Source organism: Corynebacterium sp. TAE3-ERU12, assembly GCF_019209905.1.
Classification (GTDB): Bacteria; Actinomycetota; Actinomycetes; order Mycobacteriales; family Mycobacteriaceae; genus Corynebacterium.
Genome location: NZ_JAHUTM010000002.1, coordinates 297,849 through 322,100 on the forward strand (window position 1 = coordinate 297,849; position 24,252 = coordinate 322,100).

A 24,252-nucleotide genomic window follows, 5' to 3' on the forward strand; every position below is an offset into this window, starting at 1 on the left:
CAGGACTGTCTGATGGGGGATGGGGGAGGCTATTTATTTGATTGATAGACCGCTTGGTCTGTAGCGTGCTAGCATCAGCCCAACCCGCGGACGCCGGCACCGGCCCGCGAGACTTATCGCCTGATTACACGAAATGGACACCATGACCACTCCCACTGCTGACCGCACCGCACCGTTCTCAGCCACCGTGCTGGGCGTGCCGCGCATTGGCCCTCACCGTGAACTCAAAAAGGTCATCGAGGCCTACTGGGCCGGCCGCACCGACGCCAGCGAAGTACTGTCCGTGCGCGACCAGCTAAGCCGCGACGCCCGCAACCAGCTCGTCGAAGCCGGCCACGACTCCGTGCCCGTGGGCGTGCACTCCCTCTACGACCAGGTGCTCGACACCGTGCAACTATTCGGCGCGCACACCGACCGGCACACCACCGACAGCGACGGCAAACCGCTGGAACCAATCCAGGCCTATTTCGCCGCCGCCCGCGGCAACGCCCAGGTAGCGCCGCTGGAGATGACGAAGTGGTTCGACACCAACTACCACTACATCGTGCCGGAGCTCTCCGCGGCGACCAGCTTCTCGCTGCACCCCGAACCGCTGCTGGCTGAGGTCCGCGAGGCCATCGCCGACGGTGTGCCCGCCCGCCCCGTCGTCATCGGCCCGCTGACCTTCCTGCTGCTGTCCAAGGGCACCGACGAAGGCTTCGACCCCCTCGACAAACTCGAAGAGCTGCTGCCGCACTACGTCACCTTGCTGTCGCGCCTGAAAACCGCTGGCGCCCAGTGGGTGCAGATCGACGAACCCATCCTGGTTCAAGACCGCACCGACGCCGAACTCGACGCTGCCCGCCGCGCCCTGGCCACCCTCGGCAACGCCACCGACCGGCCCAATATCGTCGTCGCCACCTACTTCGACGATGCCGGTGAGTCCCTGCCGGTGCTTGCCGACGCCCCGGTCGAAGCCGTCGCCCTTGATTTAGTCGCCGGCACCGTGCCCGAACAGCTACCCGCTGGTTTCGCGAATAAGACCCTGCTGGCCGGTGTTGTCGAAGGCCGCAATGTGTGGCGCACCGATATCGAAGCCGCCCTGGAGACCCTGCGGGGACTGCGTGACCAGGTCGGGTCGCTGGCAGTGTCGACCTCCTGTTCGCTGCTGCACGTGCCCTACGCCCTCGACGTCGAAGAAGCCCTGCTGGCTCATGACGAACTGCTCATCAAGCGCCTAGCCTTCGCCAAGGAGAAGATCGCCGAGGTCGCCGCCCTGGCCACGGCCCTGGCCGGGCAGCCCGGCGCTGAGGAAGAACTCATCGGCGAGGCGCTGGAGCTCTCCCGCGCCGCTAAGAAGTCCTTCGACGAGGACCCGCGCGTACACAACACGCAGGTCCAGGACCGTGTTGCGGCCATTACCGACGCCGACGCCACCCGCGCCCCCTTCGCCGAGCGCAAGAAGGCCCAGGACGCAGCCCACCCGCTGCCGCCCATCCCGACCACCACCATCGGTTCCTTCCCGCAGACCCCCTCGCTGCGCCAGGCCCGCGCCGACCTGCGCAATGGCGCAATCACGCAGGCCGAGTACGAAGAGCAGATGCGTGCCGAGGTCAAAAACGTCATCGAGCTGCAAGAAGACATCGGACTCGACGTGCTGGTGCACGGTGAACCAGAGCGCAACGATATGGTGCAGTACTTCGCCGAGCAGCTCGATGGTTATGCCGCCACCCAGCTGGCCTGGGTCCAGTCCTACGGCACCCGGTGTGTGCGTCCGCCGATCCTCTTCGGCGATGTCTCCCGCCCCGAGCCGATGACCGTGCCGTGGTCCAAGTACGCCCAGTCGCTGACCGACCGCCCAGTCAAGGGCATGCTCACCGGCCCGGTCACCATGCTGGCCTGGTCCTTCGTGCGCGAAGACATCCCGCTGGCGACCACCGCGAACCAGGTTGCCCTGGCCATCCGCGATGAGGTTGTTGACCTCGAAGCCGCCGGGCTGCCGATCATCCAGGTCGACGAGCCGGCCCTGCGTGAGCTGCTGCCGCTCAAGGCCGCTGACCAGCCCGCATATCTCGACTGGTCTGTGAAGTCGTTCCGCATCGCCACCTCTGGTGTGCGTGATGAGACCGCCATCCACACCCACATGTGCTACTCCGAGTTCGGGGTGCTTCTTGAAGCCATCGAGGCCCTCGATGCTGATTCGACCTCCATTGAGGCCGCCCGTTCCACCATGGAACTAGTCGACGACCTCAAACAGGCCGGTGGGTTCAACCTGGGCCTGGGCCCGGGCATCTACGATATCCACTCACCGCGCGTGCCCAGCGTGGAAGAAATGGCCCAGGCGCTGCGCAGCGCATCCGAGGCCATCGCCATCGACGTACTCTGGGCCAACCCGGACTGTGGTCTTAAGACCCGTAAGCCGGATGAGTCCACCCCGTCGCTACGCAACCTGGTTGCTGCCGCCCACCAGGTACGTGCAGAACTGACCGCCTAAATAGCGGTTCACCGCGCAAAAAGGCGCGGGTAGCGGGCTTCACACAAGCCTGCCACCCGCGCCTTTTGCCTCGCCTAGGTGCTATAGCGCCCGGGTCGAGGAGTACTCGCGCACCTGCGCGGCATCGACCCACGTGACTTCGGCACAGATATCGTGCGCCAGCAGGTCAGCGGGGTCGTGCACGAATACCCGCACTGGCCCGGCCGCCCCGCACAGCAGTTTCTCGATATGTATCCGCGCCACCCGACTAATCGAACGCACCTCCACTAAATCCAGGAATAGTGTGGTGCGCTGATAAGCGCCGTCGGTAACAGCACGGTCAATGGACTCGTAGGAGGCGAAGTCAATATCGCCGTAGAGCCGCAGCAGGGTGGTGTCGCGCACACCGTCGTCATCGAAGTCCACAACAGCACGGTTGCGTAGGGCACCGGTGGGCCGGCCGGTGATGCGCATCATATGCAGGCCAAGCTCCTGCGAGGCGGTCTGGAAAAAACGGGCGCCGCGCAGGGAGGTGCCCACCTCGTCAAGCCGTGGGCTGAAAGTAGCAATGGCCATCTGGCCTGGGATAACCCCCAGGATGCCGCCGGACACCCCGGATTTGGCTGGGATACCCACAGTATTCATCCAGGAACCCGCCGAGTCGTACATGCCGCAGGTCGACATCACTGACAGCACCCACTGCACAGTCTCGCCGCGCAGCACCCGTTCACCACTGACCGGGTTAATGCCGCCGGATGCCAGGGTGGCGCCGATCATCGCCAGGTCACGCACGCTGAGCATGATGGAGCACTGTCGGCAGTAGCCTTCGTAGACATCACGCGGGTTGCCTTCAATGGTGTCCGCAGAGCGCAGCAGGTTGGCGATGGCGAGGTTGCGGTAGTTATTGGCGATTTCGTCGGCGGCGAGTTCATCGTCGACCCGCAGCTGCCGCCCGGCCAGTCGGGATAGCCCGTCGAGGATGAGCTGATGTGGGTCATCGCTGGAGCACTCATGAATGCGGTCATGCAACATGCCGTGCACGGTGAGCGCGCCGGCATTAATCATGGGGTTGACCGGCCGGCCGGTGCGGGAGAGCGCAATGGAGTTGAACGCTTCCCCGGACGGTTCGACGCCGACGCGGCGCAGCACCTCGTGCAGGCCAAGTTCCTCAATAGCCAGGCCGTAGACCAGGGGCTTTGAGATGGATTGGATGGAAAATTCGTGCTCACAGTCGCCGAAGGGGTACAGGTCACCGTCGGGCGTGGTCACGGCTGTGGCCCATAGTTCGGGGTCGACGGTAGCCAGGCAAGGGATGTAGTCAGCATTGGCGCCGTCAGTCACCGCGCGGCAACGTTCGGTGATCTCGCCGATGGTGTCTCGGAAGGGCGATGAGGTGATGCGATCGGTCATGGTGTGCACAGAATAAAGCACCACAAAAAACGCGGTTGGTTACGGCTCCAATACCGTTGCTTGCCGACGGTGCGTGCTGCGCGCCCGCACAGTAGCCGCTACCAGCCCGCACATTCCCAACGCCCATACCGCACCCATGGCAATAAACGCCATCCGGAAATCAGCCCAGGTGTAGTCCCGGCCCTCGGCACTGATATCAAGCAGCAGGCCAATACCTTGGGCGGCGAGCATAGTGGCGGTAAACCCGCCCATATTGGCCAGGCCAGTAGCGGCCGCGATGACACTGCGGTCGACTTGTTCACGCACCGTATCGAATCCAGTATTGGCCACGGGGGTCAGCACAGCGACGACCACGATAAGCACAGTCGTGGCGGTAATACCGCGCGGAGTGTCGGCGGCGAAAAACCAGATCCAGCCAGCAGTCATCACCGTCGGCAAGCTGATAGCTGCGACGAACCGGTTGCTGCCCAAGCGGGCGGAAAGAATGCCCATAAACGGCCCCGTGAGCACCGATGCGATGGTGAAAGCAACCAGAACAGAGCTGGCCTGGGCAGGAGTGAACCCTTGGCCGAGATTCATCAGCGGCATGCCCCACAGCAGCGTGAACGTGCCCATAGACATCAGGCCCACCCAGTGGGTGAAGAAACCCTGCCAGCACGCCGGGTGACTGATGACTTTCCGCAGCCGGCCAAGGATAGGGGTCGGCTCGACAGTGAGCGTGCCAGCGGGGGTGTCCCGCACAGCAACCCAGGCCAATACGCCCACCAGCGCACCGACACCGGCCAGGGTGGCGAAAGCAGCAGTCCACCCCGTGGCGTGCAATAAAGCCAGGAAAGGCACCGCGGAGAAGAACTGCCCGGATTGGCCGAGGGCCGCAGTGAGCTGGGACATCAGCGGGGTGCGCCGCATATCGAACCAGAACGGCAACAGGCGCATCACAGACAGAAACGCGGTGGCATCACCGGCACCGATGGGGATGCGTGCGGCAATAGCTATGGGGTAGGAGGTGGCCAGGGCCAGGATGAGTTGCCCGGCGGCCATGACCAGCGCCCCATAAACAAGGCAGCGGCGCGGCCCGATCCGGTCGATGAGCATGCCGGCGGGAATCTGCGCCAAGGCGTAGGCACCGACCTGGACCGCGGTGAATACGGCGAGGCGGGAGGCGTCGATATGGAAACGGTCGATGGCTTCGACACCGGCAACGCCGAATGAGGTACGGCCGACGATGGCGACAACATACAGCGCGGTCGCCATGCCCCACACGGTAAGCGCCCGCCCTGGGTGGGCGGTGCCAGCGCGCCTCGTGGTGCTCACCAGTGCTCAGTCCTCCTTGGGCCGTTCAACCAATCGACCGATTCAGGGTACTGCCGCAGCCGACGCGTTGGTGCTTGACCCGTTGCTCACCTCAGGGCGCAGTGGAGCTAGTACCCTAAACCCGTGGACTATATTTCAACTCGGGACCCCCAGGCCGTACCTGCTTCCTTCTGCGACATTCTCCTCGGTGGACTTGCCGCCGATGGTGGCTTGTATCTGCCGCAGGAATACCCGCAGGTTGATGATGCGACATTGAGCCGATGGCGTCAGCTGCTTACCGACGATGGTTATGCCGCGCTGGCCGCCGACGTGCTGAAACTATTCATCGACGACATTCCGGCTGACGATATCGACGCCATTGCGCGCCGGGCCTACCGCACCCCGGTGTTTTCCGATGAACAGATCGTCCCCGTCAGTGAACTGGAGGACGGCCTGTATATCGGGCATTTGTCGATGGGCCCCACCGCCGCGTTTAAGGACATGGCGATGCAGCTGCTCGGCGAGCTATTCGAGTATGAGCTTGACCGCCGCCAGCAGACCCTCAATATCTTGGGTGCGACCTCTGGCGATACTGGTTCTTCGGCCGAGTACGCGATGCGTGGCCGCACCGGTATCCGCGTGTTCATGCTGACCCCCGCGGGCCGGATGACTCCGTTCCAGCAGGCCCAGATGTTTGGCCTCGATGATCCGAATATCTTCAATATCGCCCTCGATGGTGTCTTCGACGACTGCCAGGACGTGGTCAAGGCTGTATCTGCCGACGCTGAGTTCAAACGCGAACACCGCATCGGTGCGGTGAACTCGATCAACTGGGCCCGCCTGATGGCCCAGGTTGTCTACTACATTTCCTGCTGGATTCGGGTGACTGAGGCCAATACTGAGCAGGTCAGTTTCTCGGTGCCCACCGGCAATTTCGGCGATATTTGTGCCGGCCATATCGCGAAGTCCATGGGTGTTCCCATCGACCGCCTCATTGTCGCCACCAATGAAAACGATGTGCTCGACGAGTTCTTCCGCACCGGCAATTACCGGGTGCGTTCCTCGGCGGAGACTGAGGCCACCTCCTCGCCGTCCATGGATATTTCCCGGGCATCGAATTTTGAGCGGTTCATTTTTGACCTGCTAGGCCGCGATGCTGAGCGGACGAAGGAACTGTTCGGCGAGAAGGTGCCCCAGGGCGGATTCTCGCTCTCCGCGGAGCGCGTGTTCGCTGAGGCCTCGTCGGTGCATGGCTTCATGTCCGGCAAGTCCACGCACACCAACCGCGTAGACACCATCGGTGACCTGCATAAGCGCCTAGGCGTGCTGGTGGACCCGCACACCGCAGACGGCATTTATGTGGCCAAGGGACTGCGGGAACAGGTCGCCACCCCCATTATTTGCCTCGAGACCGCCCTGCCGGTGAAATTCTCCGAAACCATCGTCGAGGCCACCGGCGCGGAGCCGGATGTGCCGGAGCGTTTCGCCGACATCATGAATGCCGGCCGGCACGTCACCGACCTGCCCAATGATGCTGCTGCGGTGAAGAAGTTCATCTCCGAGTCCATCGCGGAGACCGAGGTGCGGTAGTTCCCCGGATACCCCAACACCCCGCAGGTATTGCCTGCGGGGTGTTGTCGATCTGTGCCCAGTGTGGTGCCTAGTCGTCGAACTCGATCGGGACCTCAACAACGTCGATGAAGCCATTGCGGTGGTCGCCGAATACCTTCACCGAGCAGTTTTCTTCACCACAGGTGATCTCGTCACCATTCATGTCCTGGCCGGACTGGGTGGCGCTGAGCTTGAGGACCACAGCACCATCGTCCGGGATGGACTCGGTGGCGGAGTCGCTCTGGTTGGTCAGCCACAGTTGCTTATTTTCCTCGCCGTGCGCACCAAGACAGACCGGCACATTGGCATCGCCTTCGGTCTTATCGGTGCACACCGCCACGTAGTAGCCCATTTCCGGGTCGAGGCCGGAAAGTTTGAGGGTCAGTTCTTCACCATCGGTGAGGTCATCGGCGGGGCTGACACTAAGCGTGACCGCGCCGTCTTCGGAGTCAGCGGTCGCGGAAGTGGCCGCGGAATCGGCCGCAGTGGCCTGCTCTTCGGCGTTATCGTCGGAACAACCAACGGCGATGAGCGATGCGGATACGGCCAGGACAGCACCGGTGGTGCGCAGCAAGCGGGACATATTTTCTCCCAGGGTCGTGGTTGGAATAGGGGCTAGATATCTTCGTCGGCAGTATCGGTGTCGTTGTGCTTCTTCCGTCCCAACAGCCAGGCAACCAGGCCGACGATGGCGCCGCCGACGAGGGCACCGAGCAGACCAATCCAGAATGCGGTCATCCCGGACACCGAGTTGGCCTGCGCGATATCGACATCTTCGGCCCCATCGGAGTCAATGGAGCCACGCTTGCGGTCCTTATCGGCGGCCTTCTTCTCTTCTTCGGCGGCGCGCTTGCGGGCGGCATCCTTTTCAGCCTTCGTGCCGGCAACAGTGATATCGACCGCTGCGTCCTGGGAACGGTCCGAGGAACCGTGGGCGGCGAAGGTGAAAATGGCGCACTGGTTATCAATGCAGTTACCGGCGGGGAAGACCGCTTCGATATTCAGGGTGGTCGACCAGGCACCGTTTGCGCTCATCTCGGAGGTGCGGATGAACTTGGTGTCGCCGAAAACAGTGGCGTCGACATGAGAGAACTTCGACTTCTCGGCAACACCGACGTAGATGCCGGGGCCCGTGGTGGCAAAGCCAGTACCGGAAACAGTCACCGCAGTCTTGCCGGAGGCTTTGATAGTCGTCGGGTTGGCGGTGACGGAGATATTGCCGTTGGTGCTGCCAGAGCTGTCCGAGTCCGACGTCGCAGCCGAACCGGTATTGCTGTAATTACCGCCGCTGGTGCCGCCACCAGTGGAGCCGGAAACAGTCGGGGAACCGCCCGAAGCAGCCGGGGCGACACCTCCCTTGAAGCCCACCGGGGTGGCGGTGTCCTGGGAACGGTCAGACGAACCATGTGCGGCCAGGGTGTAGATGGCGCACTGGGTTTTCATGCAGTCGGTGGAGCCGAACTTAGCCTGGACGGGCAGGCTGATGGAGAAGGAACCATCGGAGTTCAGCTTGCCGTTATTGCGGGAAAGCCACGTGGTGTCAGGGCCGAAGGCGTCCTGATTGGTGGGGCTGAAATTATCCATCGCGGCGATGCCGACGTAGATGCCGTTGCCGCTGGTCTTAAAGCCACGCCCGGAGACCTGCACGGTCTGCCCGGAGGGGGAGAGGTCGGTGGTGGGCGATACGCTCACCGACGCCCCAGAGGAGGACGTGGCGCCACCGGAGCCACCAGTGGTGCCGCCGCCGCTATTACCAGCGTTCCCGCCACCGTTACCGGCCGGGCTGGACGGGGTTGCGCCGGCAGCGAAGGAGATCGGCTTCCACACATCCTGGCTGCGGTCCACCAGGTTGGGGAAGGCGGTGAAGGAGGCGACGTAGCACTTGACTTCGCGGCAGTCAGTCTCACCGAAAACAACATCGACCGGCAGTTCGGTGCGGAAAGAACCGGAATCATCCGGGGTGACCTTGACGGCTTCACCATAGGTCTGCGGGTAGCCGGAGGAGGGGCGCTCAATGGTCTGGGTGATATACACGCCATCACCGGGCCGGTAGCCGGTACCAGTGACAGTGATCTTCTCACCGTCGGAAAGCCCAGTGTCCTTCGATAAGGACATATCGAGGCTCTCATTGGGCTCGTCATTGCCCGGCAACCACTCGCGCGGATTGAGTTTTCCGAGATCGGGCAGCATATCGCTGGACCCGGAGGAGCTACCCGGCATCTGCTGGGCGCTGGCGGGAGCGGCGGCCAGAGGAAGGCCGGTGATCAGAGTCAGTGCTGCAACAGCGCCGAGTGCGCGAGTGCGGAACCGATGATGAAGACGGGACATAGGCGCGCTTCGCTCCCTTTTAAGCATCTCGATGGTAGGTCAACTGAAGCTAGCCTAAACCACGGTGTGCGCGCAGCCAACCAGATACGAAGGCTGTGCCGACGCTATGGGCACAAGCCCCGCCTAGACCCGCCCGCGGTACAGCAGCGCCTCAACCGCCCCCAGCGCGGCTACCAGGCCGACGGCGCACCAACCAGCCACAACCACACCAGCCCAACCATTGGCCGCCCAGGCGGCAACACCAATGGCTGAACCACCAGCCGCACCAGCGAAATAGCAGGTCATATACACCGAGTTGGCGGTAGAACGCTGGGTCGGGGCGAGTGCGTACACCACGTTCATCGACACAATATGGACCAGCTGAAGCCCCACATCGACAAGGATAAAACCAGCAATGAACCAGGCCAGACTGGTCGCGGCGAAGCTGAAACACAACCACCCCAGGGCAAGAAGACCAATCCCGGCAGCTGTGGCCATTCCCACATAGCCGCGGTCCACCAAACGGCCCGCGGGGGTGGCCACAAATACCCCAGCCAGGCCCAACAGGCCAAGCACACCAATCATCCCGGCGCTCATAGAAAACGGCGGGCCCGCCAACAGGGGAGTCATGGTGGCGAAAACACCACTAAACCCGGCGAAAGCAATGGCGGCAATAACCGACCGCATCCGCAACTGCCGATGACGAATACAAAGCCGCACGGTCTGACGCATCGTGCGCAGATACGATTCCGGCTGCTCCACCCGAGAACGCGGCAACACTCGCCACAGCGCCACCGCGCAGGCCACCAACATCGCCGCGGTAACAAGGTATGAACTATGCCAGCCGAAAGCGTCGGCAAGCATTCCTGATGCAGTACGCGACAGCAAAATGCCGCCAAGGAGCCCCGACATCACCGTGCCCACCGCAGAACCAGAATCCTTCGGGTCCGCCAACATGGAGGCAAACGGCACCAGCACCTGGGCCGCCACAGAGAAAAACCCGGCCACCGCGATACCGACGACCAAAGCCGCGAAACCAGGGGCCACACCGGCGATGAGATGACCTGCGGCAGTAAGCCCCATCAGGGCCACAACAAGGCCCCGCCGCTCAAGCTTGTCGCCTAAGGGCACCACCACAAACAAGCCGATGGCATAGGCCACCTGCGCGACGGTGACGGTGGTAGCAGCCGCAGACGGACTCACCCCAAAGGTCGCGCTGAACTCGGCAAGCAGTGGCTGGTTGACGTAATTTCCGCCAGCACACAGGCCAGTGGCCGTGGCCATCAGCAGCAATGGGGGAGAAGAAGTGCGCGCGGTATCGGCAGTACCGGTCGAGGAAGCGTCAGTGCGCATGGGCATATTCAAACAAAGCACGGCCCGCTGGTCGCACCGAGGTGCCAGCAGCGGGCCGTTATCTGCGCCGGAGCGGTGACGTTTTACACGTCGTAGTACATCTCAAACTCCTGGGTGGTGGGGCGCAACCGCGTCGGAGTGATCTCATTATCGTGCTTATACCGGATATAAGTCTCGACGAGATCCTCGGTGAACACATCGCCCTCGAGGAGGAATTCGTGATCCTCTTCCAGAGACGACAAGGCCGCCTCCAGCGAAGTCGGCAAGGTCGGTATGTCCTTAGCCTCCTCCGGCGGAAGCTCGTAGAGATCCTTATCCACCGGCTCAGGCGGCTCGATGCGGTTCTTGATGCCGTCGAGGCCAGCCATCAGCATCGCAGTGAAACCCAAGTAGGGGTTAGCGGACGGGTCCGGCGCGCGGAATTCGATGCGCTTGGCCTTCGGGTTCGGGCCGGTCACCGGAATCCGGATCGCAGCAGAACGATTCTGCTGGGAGTACACCAGGTTGATCGGGGCCTCGAAACCCGGCACGAGGCGGTGATACGAGTTCAACGTCGGATTAGTGAAGGACAACACCGCACCGGCGTGCTTCAAGATACCGCCGATATAGAAACGGGCAGTATCCGACAGCCCACCGTAGCCGGCCTCATCGTGGAACAGTGGCTTGCCATCTGCCCACAAGGACTGGTGCACATGCATGCCGGAGCCACCATCACCAGCCAGCGGCTTGGGCATGAAGGTCGCTGAACGGCCATTGCGCTTAGCGACGTTCTTCACCACATACTTAAAGGTCTGCAGATCGTCGGCACCATGCAACAACGTATTGAACTTATAGTTCACCTCTTGCTGGCCGCCGGAGCCCATCTCGTGGTGGGCGCGCTCGACGGTGAAACCAATGGAGTCGAGCGTTTCACCGATCTCATCACGCAGGTGATTGAGGTGGTCATAGGGAGCAACCGGGAAATAACCACCCTTCGTGCGCACCTTATGGCCAAGATTGCGGGAACCATCCGGATTATGTTCCTCGCCGGAATTCCACCACCCCTCCACGGAATCGACCTCATGGAAGGAACGGTTCGACGTGGTGTCGTAGCGGACCTGGTCGAAGATGTAGAACTCCGCTTCAGACCCGAAGAAGCAGGTATCGGCGATGCCGGTAGAAGCGAGATAATTCTCCGCTTTGAGTGCAATATTGCGCGGATCGCGGGAAAAAGCTTCGCCAGTATGCGGGTCCTGGACGAAGAACATCATATTCAACGTCGGAGACTCCCGGAACGGGTCAATATAGGCGGTGGAGATATCCGGAACGAGGTTCATATCGGAGTTATCCACCGAGGTATAACCACTGATCGAGGAGCCATCGAAGGCCAGCCCGTCGACCATGGCGTCCTCGTCGAACTGGTGCGCAGGAATAGACAGGTGTTGCATCACCCCCGGCACGTCGGTGAAGCGGACGTCGACCCAACGGACCCCTTGATCCTTGATGAACGACATGATGTCAGACGGGCTTTCAAAAGCCACGGTAAATCAATCCCTGATTGAACTGGTATGCGGTTGATATTCAGTGCTGCGGCGCCCCTTGCCCTGGTGATGTGCCGTATCGCACAGGCCAGGGCAAGGGCTGGGGTTGGTATTAGGCCAGCCGCGGGGTTTCCCAGAGGTTCAGCGTGGTGCCGATCCCCTTCTCCTGTGCTGCGTGGTACAGGTCGGTCGCCCAGGCGACGTCCTCGACGGGCATGCCGCCAATGGAGTAGCAGAAGATCTGTTCATCATTGACTCGGCCAGGTGCCCGGCCGGCGGCGATATCGCCGATATTGACGATCTGATCCTCAGTCAGGCTGCCTTCTTCCTTCATGTCCCACCAGCGGTTGCCGGGGATACCCAGCAGATCCTCGTAGGTGACATTCGGGCCGTTCTCGTTGAACCATTCCTCGTACAGGCCCCGGTAATCAACAACAAGATTGGCCTGGTCAGAGGTGACGAAATCGTCGTCAAGGCGGGCAGCTGCAGGCATCAGCAGCAGGGCGCCGGGCTTGAGCCATTCCTGCTTGAAATAGGGGAAGCCCGAGGGGCCATCAGGGGAGGTGGAAGTGCCGGCAATGAGGATGTCAGAGCCCTCAATGGCTTCCTGCTCACTGTCGACCACCCGAACCTCATCAAGCTGCGGGTAGGTCTCGCGAATCCACGCCACCGCCTTTTCCGTGGACTTCGGCGAACGACCCTTGACCTTGACGGTACGAATACCGGGGCGCTGCGACAACGCAGAGCCCAGGATGGTGCGGCTCATCACACCGGGGCCAATAATGCCGACGGTTTCCGCGTCCTCAACCGCGAGAAGTTTGACACCCACACCCGGGACCGCGCCGGTGCGGTAGGCGGAGAGAAGGTTGGCGCTCATAATCGCCAGCGGGGCACCGGTGGTGGCGTCATTGAGCACGAAAACGTGGATGGACCGGGGCAGGTCATGGTCACGGTTTTCGGCATTGGAGCCGTACCACTTCACACCCGAATTGCCGAAGCGGCCGCCGAGGTAGGCGGGCATAGCCATAAACCGGCGGTCCGGGCCATCGGCAGGCATACCGGGGTGCTCGGGGTTTTTGGGGAAGTTGATCTGTGCGCCGTGAGAGTTAGCCGATGCACCAGCCATTCGATAGTCACCATCGGCGAGGAGAATCAACGTCTCCTCCATGCAGTCCACGCACTTGGCGGCGTCGTCGACGCCAGCGGCGACCATGTCCTCTTCATTGAGGTAAAGAAAATCGATACGAGGGTTGTCCGGAAAACCTGTCACGAGGTTTTACCCAACCTTTCTGGATCACGCGACGGGGACTGCCTCCGTCGCGTGCAGTGGCCTCGGTGGAAAGGTGGGGCCGTAGCGCCGGGGTAGCCTCCGGGGGTTCCAGGTACCCGTCCACCCCCGAGCGGGCGAGGGTGGGCCGTCACTGTCTTCTGTTATTTCGCAGGCAGGGCCCCAGGCCTTGCCTACACAAAAGTATTCCAGAATAGGTCTGTGGGTGCATGGCGTGCACTACTGAGAGCGTGTGGGCGCCAGCCCAAAAAACCCGTTGCATAGCCCCGCTCACGCGGGGACGACGCTTACCCGCATACACACATAGGGCCAGCCCCGCTCACGCGGGGATGCGGCAAAACCGCTGATGGGGCCTGGGTAAGCGTGTTCATTCTATCCGAGGGGTGCGGCGAAAAAGTACCGCCCCCGGCTGCTCTCGACGCCTGGCGCGCACAAACCCGTACCAATTGCGCAGATCCGTGCGAAATTTCGTACGGATCTGCGCAATTGGTACGGATCTGCCGAAGGGGGGCGCACGCAGCGCACGCAGCGCACGAAACGGCGCGCGAAACGGCGCACGCAGCGCTAAAGCCGCCCCACTCACGCACCGAAAAACCCCACCCTCCCGGCCAATGGGCAATATCTGCCGCAAAGACGGGGACGGTGGGGCCAGGGAGGCTACGACTTACACGTCGTAGTACATCTCGAATTCCTGCGGGGTCGGGCGCAGGCGCACAGGTGCGATCTCATTGTCGTACTTGTAACCGATGTAGGTCTCGAGGAGATCCTCGGTGAACACATCGCCTTCCAGCAGGAAGTCGTGATCGTCTTCCAAGGACGACAGTGCGGCTTCCAGCGAGGTCGGTGCCTGCGGGATGGACTCGGCCTCCTCCGGCGGAAGCTCGTAGAGGTCCTTATCCACCGGGGCGTGGGGTTCGATGCGGTTCTTGATGCCGTCCAAACCAGCCATCATCATCGCGGCGAACGCGAAGTAGGGGTTAGCCGAGGGGTCCGGGGCGCGGAACTCGAGGCGCTTGGCCTTCGGGTTGGAACCGGTGATCGGGATACGCACCGCAGCCGAACGGTTGCGCTGCGAGTACACCAGGTTGATCGGGGCTTCGAAGCCCTTGACCAGGCGGTGGTAGGAGTTCAGCGTCGGGTTGGTGAAGGCCAAGACCGCGCCGGCGTGCTCCAGGATGCCGCCGATGTAGAAGCGGGCCATATCGGACAGGCCGCCGTAGCCGGACTCGTCGTGGAACAGCGGCTTGCCGTCAAGCCATAGCGACTGGTGGGCGTGCATGCCCGAACCATTATCGCCAGCCAGCGGCTTGGGCATGAAGGTGGCGGACTTGCCGTGGGCCCAGGCGGTGTTTTTGATGATGTACTTGAAGGACTGCAGGTCATCAGCGGCGTGCAACATGGTGTTGAACTTGTAGTTGATTTCCTGCTGGCCGCCGGTGCCGACCTCATGGTGGGCGCGCTCAAGCTCGAAGCCGGCGCCGGCCAGGTTCTTGCACATTTCATCGCGCAGGTCCTGGTAGTGGTCATATGGCGCGGTGGGGAAGTAGCCGCCCTTGATACGGGTCTTGTAGCCGAGGTTGGCGGAGCCGTCCGGGTTCTCTTCAGAACCACGGTTCCACCAGCCCTCAACAGAATCCAGCTCGTAGAAGCCGGAGTTCATCTCGGTGGCGAAGCGCACCTTGTCGAAGACGTAGAACTCGGCCTCGGCGCCGAAGAAGCAGGTATCGGCGATGCCGGTGGATACCAAGTACTCCTCGGCCTTGCGGGCGACGTTACGCGGGTCGCGGGAGAACGGCTCCAGAGTGAACGGGTCGTGGACGAAGAACTTCACGTTCAGGGTTTTCGCCTTGCGGAACGGGTCGATCCGCGCGGTGTCCAGGTCCGGCAACAGCGTCATATCTGACTCGTCGATGGTGGTGAAGCCGCGCACGGACGAACCGTCGAATGCGAGACCTTCCTCCATAGCGTCGGCGTCGAATGCCGAGGCCGGGACGGTGACGTGCTGCTCGGTGCCGGGCACGTCGGTGAAGCGGACGTCGACGAATTCGACGTTTTCGTCCTTGATGAGCTTCTGGATGGATTCGGGGGTGTTCTGACCCACGCTGACTCCTCGTATTGATGTTGGGCTGGCAGGATTCCGCCAAGGGCGGCCGACCGCAAGCGCCCCGTAACTGTCGCGGCTTGCGGCCGGTGCCCAGGGCGTCCCCGGCGTCGCCGCTTAGGCCGCGCCGTGCCAGGAACTGATCTCAAATTTAAGGAGCCGGTGTTTCCCGACCCGATCCCCCATGTTGCGCCTATGTAAAGGTTCGCCGGATTTGTGTTACTGGCGTTTGAGGATTTCCTCAATAAAGTCCGCAACCACAGTGCGACTGATCTTGATATCGAGCAGGCACACCCCGTCGCAATGCTGCGCCAAGGTCTGCTGCGCCGCATCCCAATCTGCTGGCTTGCCGACGGTGATGCCGGTGGCACCGAAAGCGCGGCCCAGGGCGGCGAAGTCCACATCAGCAATCGTCATCGACGTGGTATCCAGGCCCTCGGCGGCGTATTGGTGCAGCTCAGCGCCATAAGCAGCGTCATTCATGACGATGATGAGACCGCGCTTTAGGCTGCGCACCGTCGATTCCAGATCCGCCAAGGCCATCAGCCCGCCACCATCACCGGTGACCAGGATGGTGTACTTATCCGGGCGCGCAGCCGCCGCACCCACCGCAGAGGACAAACCCAAACCAATGGACTGAATAGCCGTACCCACAAGAATCTGGGCGGCCGGTTCCGGGGAGTCTAAGTATTTCGGCACCCAACCAATGAAATGGCCACCATCGGTGACCACCGTGCGGTCCTGGGGCAGGAGCCGATCCAGCCTGCGCAGCGCAGCACGCGGGTCGATGCGCCCATCGGAGCCGGCCTCGCCGAATAATTCCGGGTGCAACTCAGGGTCCTCGACCGGCGGAAGTTCCCCCATGGTGGCCACGATCTCATCGCGCCAGGTACGGCGGTTCGCGTCGAGCTTGCCGACGGTGGCTGCCCGCAGCCTGGGCAGGACGTCGCGCAGATCCCCGAAAACACGGGTGCTGGCCGACTGGGAGGCCGGGTGTGGCTCATCAAGGACGTGCAGAATCGGTGTGCCGGGGCTCATCAGTTTGCCGCCGCGGGCCTGGTAGGCGTTGAAGCTTGCGCCCAAAATGAGCACCAGGTCCGCGTCCTGGGTGAACTGCAGGCGAGACTTATGGGCGAAACCGCCGGCAGTTCCCAGGCACCAGTGCCCGCCGACAATATTGCGGGCCATCGCAGTGTGCATATGCAACGCCCCGAGCTCATCGATGAACTCCGCCACCTCAGTGCGCAGGCCCGCCTCGGCGACACCGCGGCCAATAATGATCAGCGGGCGAGTCGCGCCGGCCAGGGCGTCGGCAAGCTCAGCGATAGTGTCCTGGTCCACCGACTCGGCAACAGCATTCTGCGTGGGGAAGGCAACCGCACTAGCCGCCGGGGGATTCACCAACTCGGCTGCTTGTAAGTCAAAGGGGATGTGGAGCACCACGGGGCTGCGGGTCGCCTCGGCCAGATCGAAGGCGGCGGTCGCATCAGCGGCAGCAGAGGCCGCGGTGACCTGAATAATCGGAATATCCAGGGCCTCGATGAGACCATCCTGGTTGATATCGAAGGGACGCGGACCAGCCGAGGGGGCGGTGCCGGTGATATGCACCAAGGGGATGCGGGCTACCCGGGCCTCCGCCAGGGACGTCATCGCATTAGTCAGGCCAGCACCACAAGTCGTCGTGGACACAGCAATACCGCCACCGGCACGGTAGAACGCATCAGCCGCGGCGACGGTGCCCATCTCGTGGCGAAGCGAAGTGTAGGGGAACCCACGCTGGGTCAGGGAGGCCACAACATGGGAGTTGGCGTTGCCGACGAGACCAAAAACATGGTTGGCGCGTTCGGCAATAACGTCGGCAATAGCCTCGGAGACAGTGGCGGGGTTATTCATAGAGTCCTTGTGTGAGGCGATGATGGGCAGGGCGCACCGAAGGGCAGCGGGGGCGCCAAATCGTGATATCCGGGGGAAGACTACACCGGAGGCGCACCTTTTGGGCTACGCAGCGTATGCAAAGACCCCGCCGGTTGGGTCGCCGGCGGGGCCATCAGCATCAGGTGTCACCAGGTGACACCGGAATCGACCTAGACGTCGTAGTACATCTCGAACTCCTGCGGGGTCGGGCGCAGGCGAACGGGATGAATCTCGTTCTCGTACTTGTAATCGATGTAGGTCTCGATGAGATCCTCAGTGAAGACATCGCCTTCCAGCAGGAACTCGTGGTCCTCACGCAGCGACTCCAGAGCAGACTCCAGCGACGTCGGGGCCTGCGGGATGGACTCGGCCTCCTCCGGCGGAAGCTCGTAGAGGTCCTTATCCACCGGGGCGTGCGGCTCAATACGGTTCTTAATGCCGTCCAAACCAGCCATCATCATCGCGGCGAAAGCGAAGTACGGGTTCGCCGACGGGTCCGGGGCGCGGAACTCAATACGCTTAGCCTTCGGGTTCGCGCCGGTGATCGGAATACGCACCGCAGCAGAACGGTTGCGCTGGGAGTACACCAGGTTAATCGGCGCCTCGAAGCCCTTGACCAGGCGGTGGTAGGAGTTCAGCGTCGGGTTGGTGAATGCGAGCACCGCGCCGGCGTGCTCCAGGATGCCGCCGATGTAGAAACGGGCGATATCAGACAGGCCACCATAGCCGGACTCATCATGGAACAGCGGCTTGCCGTCGGCCCACAGCGACATATGGGCGTGCATGCCCGAACCATTATCGCCAGCCAGCGGCTTCGGCATGAAGGTGGCGGACTTGCCGGCACGCCATGCAGTGTTCTTCACGATGTACTTAAACGCCTGCAGATCATCAGCGGCGTGCAACATCGAGTTGAACTTGTAGTTGATCTCCATCTGGCCGCCGGTGCCAACCTCATGGTGGGCGCGCTCAAGCTCGAAACCAGCCGAAGCAAGTTCCTTACAGATCTCATCGCGCAGATCCTGGTAGTGGTCATACGGCGCAGTGGGGAAGTAGCCGCCCTTGACGCGGGTCTTATAGCCCAGGTTCGGGGTGCCGTCCGGGTTCTCCTCCGAACCACGGTTCCACCAGCCCTCTACCGAGTCCAGGTGGTAGAAGCCACGATTGATATCGGTCTCGAACCGGACGTTATCGAAGACGTAGAACTCGGCCTCAGCGCCGAAGAAGCAGGTATCTGCGATGCCGGTGGACACCAAGTACTCCTCGGCCTTGCGTGCCACATTGCGCGGGTCGCGGGAGAACGGCTCCAAAGTGAACGGATCGTGGACGAAGAAACGCACGTTTAAGGTCTTCGCCTTGCGGAACGGGTCAAGCCGCGCGGTAGCCAGATCCGGCAGCAGCGTCATGTCTGACTCGTCGATGGTGGTGAAGCCACGAATCGATGAACCGTCGAAGGCCAGGCCCTCTTCCATCGCGTCGACGTCGAATACCTCAGCGGGCACGGTGACGTGATGCTCAGTACCGGGCACATCGGTGAACCGGACGTCAACGAACTCGACGTTTTCGTCCTTAATGAATGTGACTACGTCCTCGGGGGATTGAAAACCCACGGTGAATGCTCCTATAAGCAGATGTGCCAGCGGAGCTCGGACAGTTACAGGGGCGCCCCGCCGGGGCAGGTGGCCGTACAACCCACAGCCACCCACCACTCTAACGAAAACCGAGACCGCTCTGGGCTGATGTTGGCGTGCCGACAGCTATGCTGAATGACATGGCTGAGAAGCGAAGCTGGTTGGAAGGCCCCGAAATCCGTGGCGCACGGGAAAACCCCGCCGCCCCCTCGGAATACCCAGGCCAGGATTTAGGCCTGTCCCGTAACGGCGCGGGCTCCCAGGCCTCCCTGGGGCGCCGCGTCGGCGCTCTTCTGATCGACTGGGTTATCAGCGTGCTGTTGACATCGCTGTTTTACCCACTATTCGGGCCCGACCCGGCGCAGGTGGCGCAATACGGGGACCCCTTCATCGCCTGGCAGTCCTTCGTGGCGACCTGGACGTTCTTCATCTTCTTCTTCCTGGGCACCATCACCGGATGGCTTTTCGCCCGCACCCCCGGCCATATGCTGCTAGGCATGGGGGTCGCCCGAGTCGACCACCCCGAACGCCGCGTCGGCCTGTGGCGCGCCGCCGTGCGCACATTTTTGACCCTGTTGCTGCTGCCACCGGTCATCCAGGACACCGACTTGCGCGGTATGCATGACCGCGCCACCGGCACCACCGTTATCCGCGTGCGCTAAACAAGTAAGACAAGAAGCCCCTGGGCAAGGATGATTTTCGCAATCATCGCCATGGGGTAGACCGTCGTGTACCCCAGCGCCGGCAACTCATTGCGGGTCTGGTCAGTCACATAGGTCAACACCGCCGGGTGCGTCTGCAAGCCAGCGAGGATGCCAGAGACCTGGCCGAACGGAATATGCAGCACCTTATAGCCGACAATCAGGGTCAGCATCGACGTCGTCAGCGTAATAATCGTGCCCAAGCCCAGCACCGTTAAGGACGCTGGGTCCCCAAGCGCCTCCTTGAAACCCGCGCCAGCAGTAGTGCCGATACCGGCCAAGAACAGGGCCAGACCCACCTGCCGGAAAGCCAAGTTCGCCGAGTAGGGAATCGGCCACACCAGCGGGCCAGTACGGCCCAGTGCGCTGAGCACCAAAGCCACCACCAGCGGACCACCGGCAGAACCGAGCTTCAAGCCCACACCACCGGGCATCGGCACCTCAATCATGCCGATCAGCACACCCAAGGTCAGGCCCAACACCATCGGCAAGAGGTTGACGTCGGAAAGCCTCTTGTAGGAGTCACCAAAGAACTTCGTGGCCTGATTAATCTGCCCCGGGCTAGCAACAACACGCACACGATCGCCGAGCTCCAGCTTCATCCCCGGCGACGCCACCACATCCAGGTCACCGCGGCGCACCCGGGTGATGACCATGCCCTCCATCTGGGCGTGCAACTCCGACAACGGCACACCACAGACCTGATCAGAAGAAACGAAAATACGGCGGAACTCCAGGCGCCCATCCGCAGTGGGATCACCGGGCAAAAGCTCGCCGATATCGGTGGCCGCCAGCTCAATATCTTCCTCAGTGCCGACGACAGAAATGATGTCATCGTTTTCCACGGTATCGCCGGCAGTAGGCACATACAGCTTGCCCTTGTGCTCAATACGAGACACCGAAAACTCGATGCCCAAAGCACGCGGCATATGGCCAATATTCGGCAGCCGGTCAGCCTGCGTGACCTTAATGCGGCGCGTATGCAGCGGCAGGTTCGCCATCCCGGCGTCCAACGCTTCCTGGTCATTATCGACGCGGAAAACCTTCGACAAGATGCCGATGGAGAAAATGATGCCCAGAACACCAATGGGGTAGGCCAGCGAATACCCCACCACAGGCATAGCGGCCAGGGAGGCCTGCTCTGCCTCATCACGGACCAACGAAGGCAACGAGTTGACCACCGCAGCCAGGGCCGGGGTATTTGTCACCGCACCGGCATAGGTGCCCACACCCTCGACCCCTTTAACGCCTAAGAGGTGAATGAAAAGAAAAGCCTCAGCAGCAACGACGGTGAGCACACCTATGCCGAACAGATTATGCCGCCAGCCGGTACTTCGCAGATTGTGGAAAAAATCAGGCCCGGCCTCGAGACCAATCGTGTACACGAAAAGGGCCAGGCCGATGATGAAGACGATCGAGGGAAGCTCAATAGCCGGTTCGACGGTGGCGAAACCAATACCGACGAACAGCACTGCGGCAACACCAAGCCGCAGGCCACCGACGTTAATATGCCCGATGGCAATCCCGAGCCCCATGATCACCAGGAGCGCCAGAAGCTGATTTTCTACGAGGATGCTCACATACCCCATAGTGACACAACAAGCGCCTACCGGCGTAGTTGGCCAGTAGGCGCTGGAACCGCACCTGACGTGCAGTTATTTTTGGTGTCGAAGAGTATCGGGGCGGCTAGGAGCGCTTCTTCCGCTGCGCTGCCCGCCGCGCCTTACGGTTCATGCCCGCCATATTCTGGGCGCCACCGCCCGGCAGCGGGCCCTTCGGCAAATTAGCGCGGGCATCCCGGTTTGCGTCCATGGTCTGCAGCTTCGTCGCCAGGGCGTTAGCTTCATCCTTATTGTAGTTACGCGGGAAACGCAGCAGCTCACGCTGCAGCTTCTTCGGCGGAACCTGGCCCTCTTCAGAACCGGACATCACTTCATAAATCGGGGTCTCGCCGACGATACGGGCCAAGGCACGCTTCTCCTTGGCCATCATCTTGCGCACCCGGTCCTCATCGCCCTCACCGACGAGCACAATGCCCGGGTTACCGACGACACGGTGCACAGCATCCATATGCTGGTTGGCAACCACACCAGTCTTCACATTCCAGGTGATACCAACGCCGCTGCGCATATTGTCCAAAGTCCACGCCGCAGCACCGGCCTGGCCCTCAGCCTCGGCGTAGAAGCTATTTTGCAGTCGCCGGGAGAAAAGCCACATCGCCGCGGTCACGCCCAGCGGAATACCCATAATGGGCAGAATCCACGCCCAGAATCCGCCAAGTGCCACACCAATGAGCAATAGCAGCACAATGGGGACCACAAAGGCAGCGATGAGCAGGGGGATAAGCCACTTATCGCGACCCTTGAGCAGAACAAACGCCTGCTTCATCTGGCCCCAGGTCTGCTTGCGCTTGGCGCGCTTCGCTTCACGCTGGGCCTTCTTTACGGCCTTGACATCGCCTTTATTCGCCATGAGGCCCAAGTTTAGGGCATAGCCCACACCAGACAGGGCTTAGCCCACCGGGCGCGCCCAGTGCGTCGGCAAGCTAGCCAGCCTTAGTGCGCTGCCGACGCTCATCAGCACGCCGCGCCAGACGCGGCTTGAAAGCAGCAACCTCGGCATTCTTCGACTGGCCGAACTTCTCCAACACGCTGGAAGCCTCCTGCAGCATGGTGTCATTCCCCTCCCCGAGAGCAGCCAGGTGCTCCGGCAACTGCTCACCACGGGCCTTCAACGCGCGGGCGTAAAGCGTGCCAGCACGGTAGGAAGAACGCACCAGGGGGCCAGCCATGACCCCAGCGAAGCCCATCTCATGGGCAATATTGGACAGCTCGACGAACTCCTCAGGCTTGACCCAACGATCGATGGGGTGGTGCATCGGGCTTGGGCGCAGGTACTGGGTGATGGTGAGGATGTCGCAGCCGGACTCGTTGAGGTCATGCATCGCGTCGATAATTTCCTCGCGCTGCTCGCCCATACCCAAAATCAGGTTGGACTTGGTGACCATCCCAGCCTCACGGGCAGCATTGATCATCTCCAGGCTGCGCTCATAACGGAACGCCGGCCGAATGCGCTTGAAAATACGCGGCACAGTCTCAATATTGTGCGCGAATACCTCCGGCTTGGCCTCGAATACTGCCTCGGCGGCAGAACCGTCGCCACGGAAATCATCGACCAGCAGCTCCACACCGGTACCCGGATTGAGCTCGTGAATCTGGCGGCAGGTCTCCGCGTACAGCCAGGAAGCACCGTCGGCAAGATCATCGCGGGCCACACCGGTGACAGTCGCATAACGCAGCCCCATCTCGCGGACAGACTCAGCCACCCGACGTGGCTCATCCTTATCCAGGGCCTCCGGCTTACCGGTGGCGATATTGCAGAAATCACAACGGCGGGTGCACTTGCCGCCACCAATGAGGAAGGTCGCCTCGCGCGACTCCCAGCACTCGAACATATTCGGGCAGTTCGCTTCCTGGCACACAGTGTGCAGGGAAGCGCCGGAGACGCGGTTTTTCATCTCCTGATACTCCGGACCGTTCTTCGCGGTTGTGCGAATCCAGTCCGGCTTCTGTTCGATCGGCGTTTGCGCATTCTTAGCTTCGATGCGCAGCATGCGGCGGCCATTGGGTGCTGGTGGCATGGTGACCACCCTACAAGCCATGCGGGGCGACTGGCAGAGTGCCTTCCAAAGCAGCGACGACAGCGTCGGCCATTGCCTGCTGAACCTCGGAAACAGGCACCGTGCGCCCCAGCTCCGCGCTAAGACTCGTCACGCCCGCATCAGCGATGCCGCACGGCACGATCGATTCGTAGGCATCGAGGCTGCAATCACAATTCAGGGCCAGCCCATGCATAGTGGTGCCGCGAGTGACGCGGATACCAATGGCGGCAATCTTGCGGGCCGGCAAGATGGTGGACTCGGTGGCCTCCGGGGGCAACCACACCCCGGAGCGGCCCTCGACCCGGCCAGCCTGGGGGAGACCGGCTTCTGCGACCACGTGGATAATCGCCTCTTCAATGCGGCGCACATAATCGACCACATCGAGCGGCTCGCGCAGTTTGACGATGGGGTAGCACACCAGCTGGCCCGGGCCGTGCCAGGTGATTCGGCCGCCGCGGTCAACATCCACAACAGGCGTGCCGTCCTGGGGGCGGTCCTCAGGCTCGGTGCGTTTGCCGGCGGTGTAGGTCGCCGGGTGCTGCAGGAGCCACAGTTGGTCCGGGATGTCTCCGGCTGCCACGCGGGTGGCTGCCTCGGCTTGGCGGTGCCAGGTCTGCTCATAGTCGACTGTGCCGAGGTCACTGATAGCAATCGGTGCCTGGTGTGCGCGGATGGAACCGGTAGTGGTCATGGTTTCTACTCTCAAGACAGGTGCTGAAATGAGTGTCGGCCCGGACACTGACGAGGTCAATGTCCGGGCCGACGGTGGTGCTTTTTTAAAGCTCCAGGTCCTCCATGAAGTCCGCCTTCTGCAGGCGGTCCACGATGGTGGTCATGAAGCGGCCGGCGTCTGCGCCGTCGACCAGGCGGTGGTCGTAGGTCAGCGGCAGCAGGGCCATGGCGCGCACGCCGACGTAGTCATCATCGTGGTCGGTGATAACAACCGGGCGCTTGCGGATGGCGCCGGTACCCATCATGGCTGCCTGCGGCGGCACCAGAATCGGAGTGTCAGT

General features: G+C 62.0%; 18 protein-coding genes. 3 read left to right on the forward strand and 15 right to left on the reverse strand.

From position 1 onward, the window contains the following. The first annotated feature begins 142 nt into the window (after positions 1–142). The gene (gene metE, locus KRX51_RS07825) at positions 143–2,473 is read left to right on the forward strand and encodes a 5-methyltetrahydropteroyltriglutamate--homocysteine S-methyltransferase (RefSeq protein WP_218362567.1); all 2,331 of its coding nucleotides are present in this window, start codon (positions 143–145) and stop codon (positions 2,471–2,473) included. A gap of 81 nt (positions 2,474–2,554) precedes the next feature. On the opposite strand, the gene glsA is transcribed toward metE, so the two are convergent. Together glsA and KRX51_RS07835 are read right to left on the reverse strand one after the other, a co-directional pair. Further along, the gene (gene glsA / locus KRX51_RS07830; protein ID WP_218362568.1) at positions 2,555–3,862 is read right to left on the reverse strand and encodes a glutaminase A; all 1,308 of its coding nucleotides are present in this window, start codon (positions 3,860–3,862) and stop codon (positions 2,555–2,557) included. Between the two features lie 39 nt (positions 3,863–3,901). Then, positions 3,902–5,176 (reverse strand): nitrate/nitrite transporter, encoded by a 1,275-nt coding sequence (locus KRX51_RS07835; protein ID WP_370625070.1) that lies wholly within the window; start codon positions 5,174–5,176, stop codon positions 3,902–3,904. A gap of 123 nt (positions 5,177–5,299) precedes the next feature. Between KRX51_RS07835 and thrC the strand changes: the two genes are divergently transcribed. Next, on the forward strand, positions 5,300–6,745 hold the full coding sequence (thrC, locus tag KRX51_RS07840; RefSeq protein WP_218362569.1) for a threonine synthase: 1,446 nt from the start codon (positions 5,300–5,302) through the stop codon (positions 6,743–6,745). A 70-nt stretch (positions 6,746–6,815) separates the two neighbouring features. Here the strand turns inward: thrC and KRX51_RS07845 are convergent, their stop codons facing one another. The 8 genes from KRX51_RS07845 to glnA (KRX51_RS07880) all read right to left on the reverse strand — a co-directional run bounded on the left by KRX51_RS07845 (position 6,816) and on the right by glnA (KRX51_RS07880) (position 18,856). Next, complete coding sequence (locus KRX51_RS07845) at positions 6,816–7,349, reverse strand: hypothetical protein (RefSeq protein ID WP_218362570.1); 534 nt, start codon at positions 7,347–7,349, stop codon at positions 6,816–6,818. 32 nt (positions 7,350–7,381) lie between these two features. Continuing rightward, positions 7,382–9,094 (reverse strand): neocarzinostatin apoprotein domain-containing protein, encoded by a 1,713-nt coding sequence (locus KRX51_RS07850; protein WP_218362571.1) that lies wholly within the window; start codon positions 9,092–9,094, stop codon positions 7,382–7,384. 123 nt (positions 9,095–9,217) lie between these two features. Next, entirely contained in the window at positions 9,218–10,426 is a 1,209-nt protein-coding gene (locus tag KRX51_RS07855) for an MFS transporter (protein ID WP_218362572.1), read from the reverse strand. Between the two features lie 83 nt (positions 10,427–10,509). Next, the gene (glnA, locus tag KRX51_RS07860) at positions 10,510–11,919 is read right to left on the reverse strand and encodes a type I glutamate--ammonia ligase (RefSeq protein WP_218362611.1); all 1,410 of its coding nucleotides are present in this window, start codon (positions 11,917–11,919) and stop codon (positions 10,510–10,512) included. Between the two features lie 139 nt (positions 11,920–12,058). Beyond that, a complete protein-coding gene (locus tag KRX51_RS07865) occupies positions 12,059–13,216 on the reverse strand; it encodes a tyramine oxidase subunit B (protein ID WP_218362573.1) in 1,158 nt (385 codons plus the stop codon). Between the two features lie 682 nt (positions 13,217–13,898). Then, entirely contained in the window at positions 13,899–15,335 is a 1,437-nt protein-coding gene (glnA, locus tag KRX51_RS07870; protein ID WP_218362574.1) for a type I glutamate--ammonia ligase, read from the reverse strand. A gap of 219 nt (positions 15,336–15,554) precedes the next feature. Then, positions 15,555–17,228 carry a thiamine pyrophosphate-binding protein gene (locus tag KRX51_RS07875; protein WP_218362575.1) on the reverse strand — a complete coding sequence of 558 codons (1,674 nt, stop codon included), beginning with the start codon at positions 17,226–17,228 and terminating at the stop codon, positions 15,555–15,557. 191 nt (positions 17,229–17,419) lie between these two features. Further along, a complete protein-coding gene (gene glnA / locus KRX51_RS07880; protein ID WP_218362576.1) occupies positions 17,420–18,856 on the reverse strand; it encodes a type I glutamate--ammonia ligase in 1,437 nt (478 codons plus the stop codon). Positions 18,857–19,017: 161 nt separating this feature from the next. On the opposite strand from glnA (KRX51_RS07880), the gene KRX51_RS07885 reads away from it, so the two are divergent. Beyond that, complete coding sequence (locus tag KRX51_RS07885; RefSeq protein ID WP_218362577.1) at positions 19,018–19,539, forward strand: RDD family protein; 522 nt, start codon at positions 19,018–19,020, stop codon at positions 19,537–19,539. Here the strand turns inward: KRX51_RS07885 and KRX51_RS07890 are convergent. The 5 genes from KRX51_RS07890 to KRX51_RS07910 form a co-directional block, all read right to left on the reverse strand. Further along, positions 19,536–21,158 (reverse strand): aspartate:alanine exchanger family transporter, encoded by a 1,623-nt coding sequence (locus KRX51_RS07890; RefSeq protein WP_218362578.1) that lies wholly within the window; start codon positions 21,156–21,158, stop codon positions 19,536–19,538. The two genes, KRX51_RS07885 and KRX51_RS07890, sit on opposite strands and share 4 nt — an antisense overlap. A 106-nt stretch (positions 21,159–21,264) precedes the next feature. Next, a complete protein-coding gene (locus tag KRX51_RS07895) occupies positions 21,265–22,050 on the reverse strand; it encodes a DUF4191 domain-containing protein (protein ID WP_218362579.1) in 786 nt (261 codons plus the stop codon). Between the two features lie 73 nt (positions 22,051–22,123). After that, positions 22,124–23,218 (reverse strand): lipoyl synthase, encoded by a 1,095-nt coding sequence (lipA, locus tag KRX51_RS07900; RefSeq protein ID WP_218362580.1) that lies wholly within the window; start codon positions 23,216–23,218, stop codon positions 22,124–22,126. A gap of 10 nt (positions 23,219–23,228) precedes the next feature. Continuing rightward, a complete protein-coding gene (lipB, locus tag KRX51_RS07905; protein WP_218362581.1) occupies positions 23,229–23,930 on the reverse strand; it encodes a lipoyl(octanoyl) transferase LipB in 702 nt (233 codons plus the stop codon). Between the two features lie 85 nt (positions 23,931–24,015). After that, the coding region (locus KRX51_RS07910; RefSeq protein WP_218362582.1) for a 2-oxo acid dehydrogenase subunit E2 at positions 24,016–24,252 on the reverse strand (237 nt) is incomplete at its 5' end.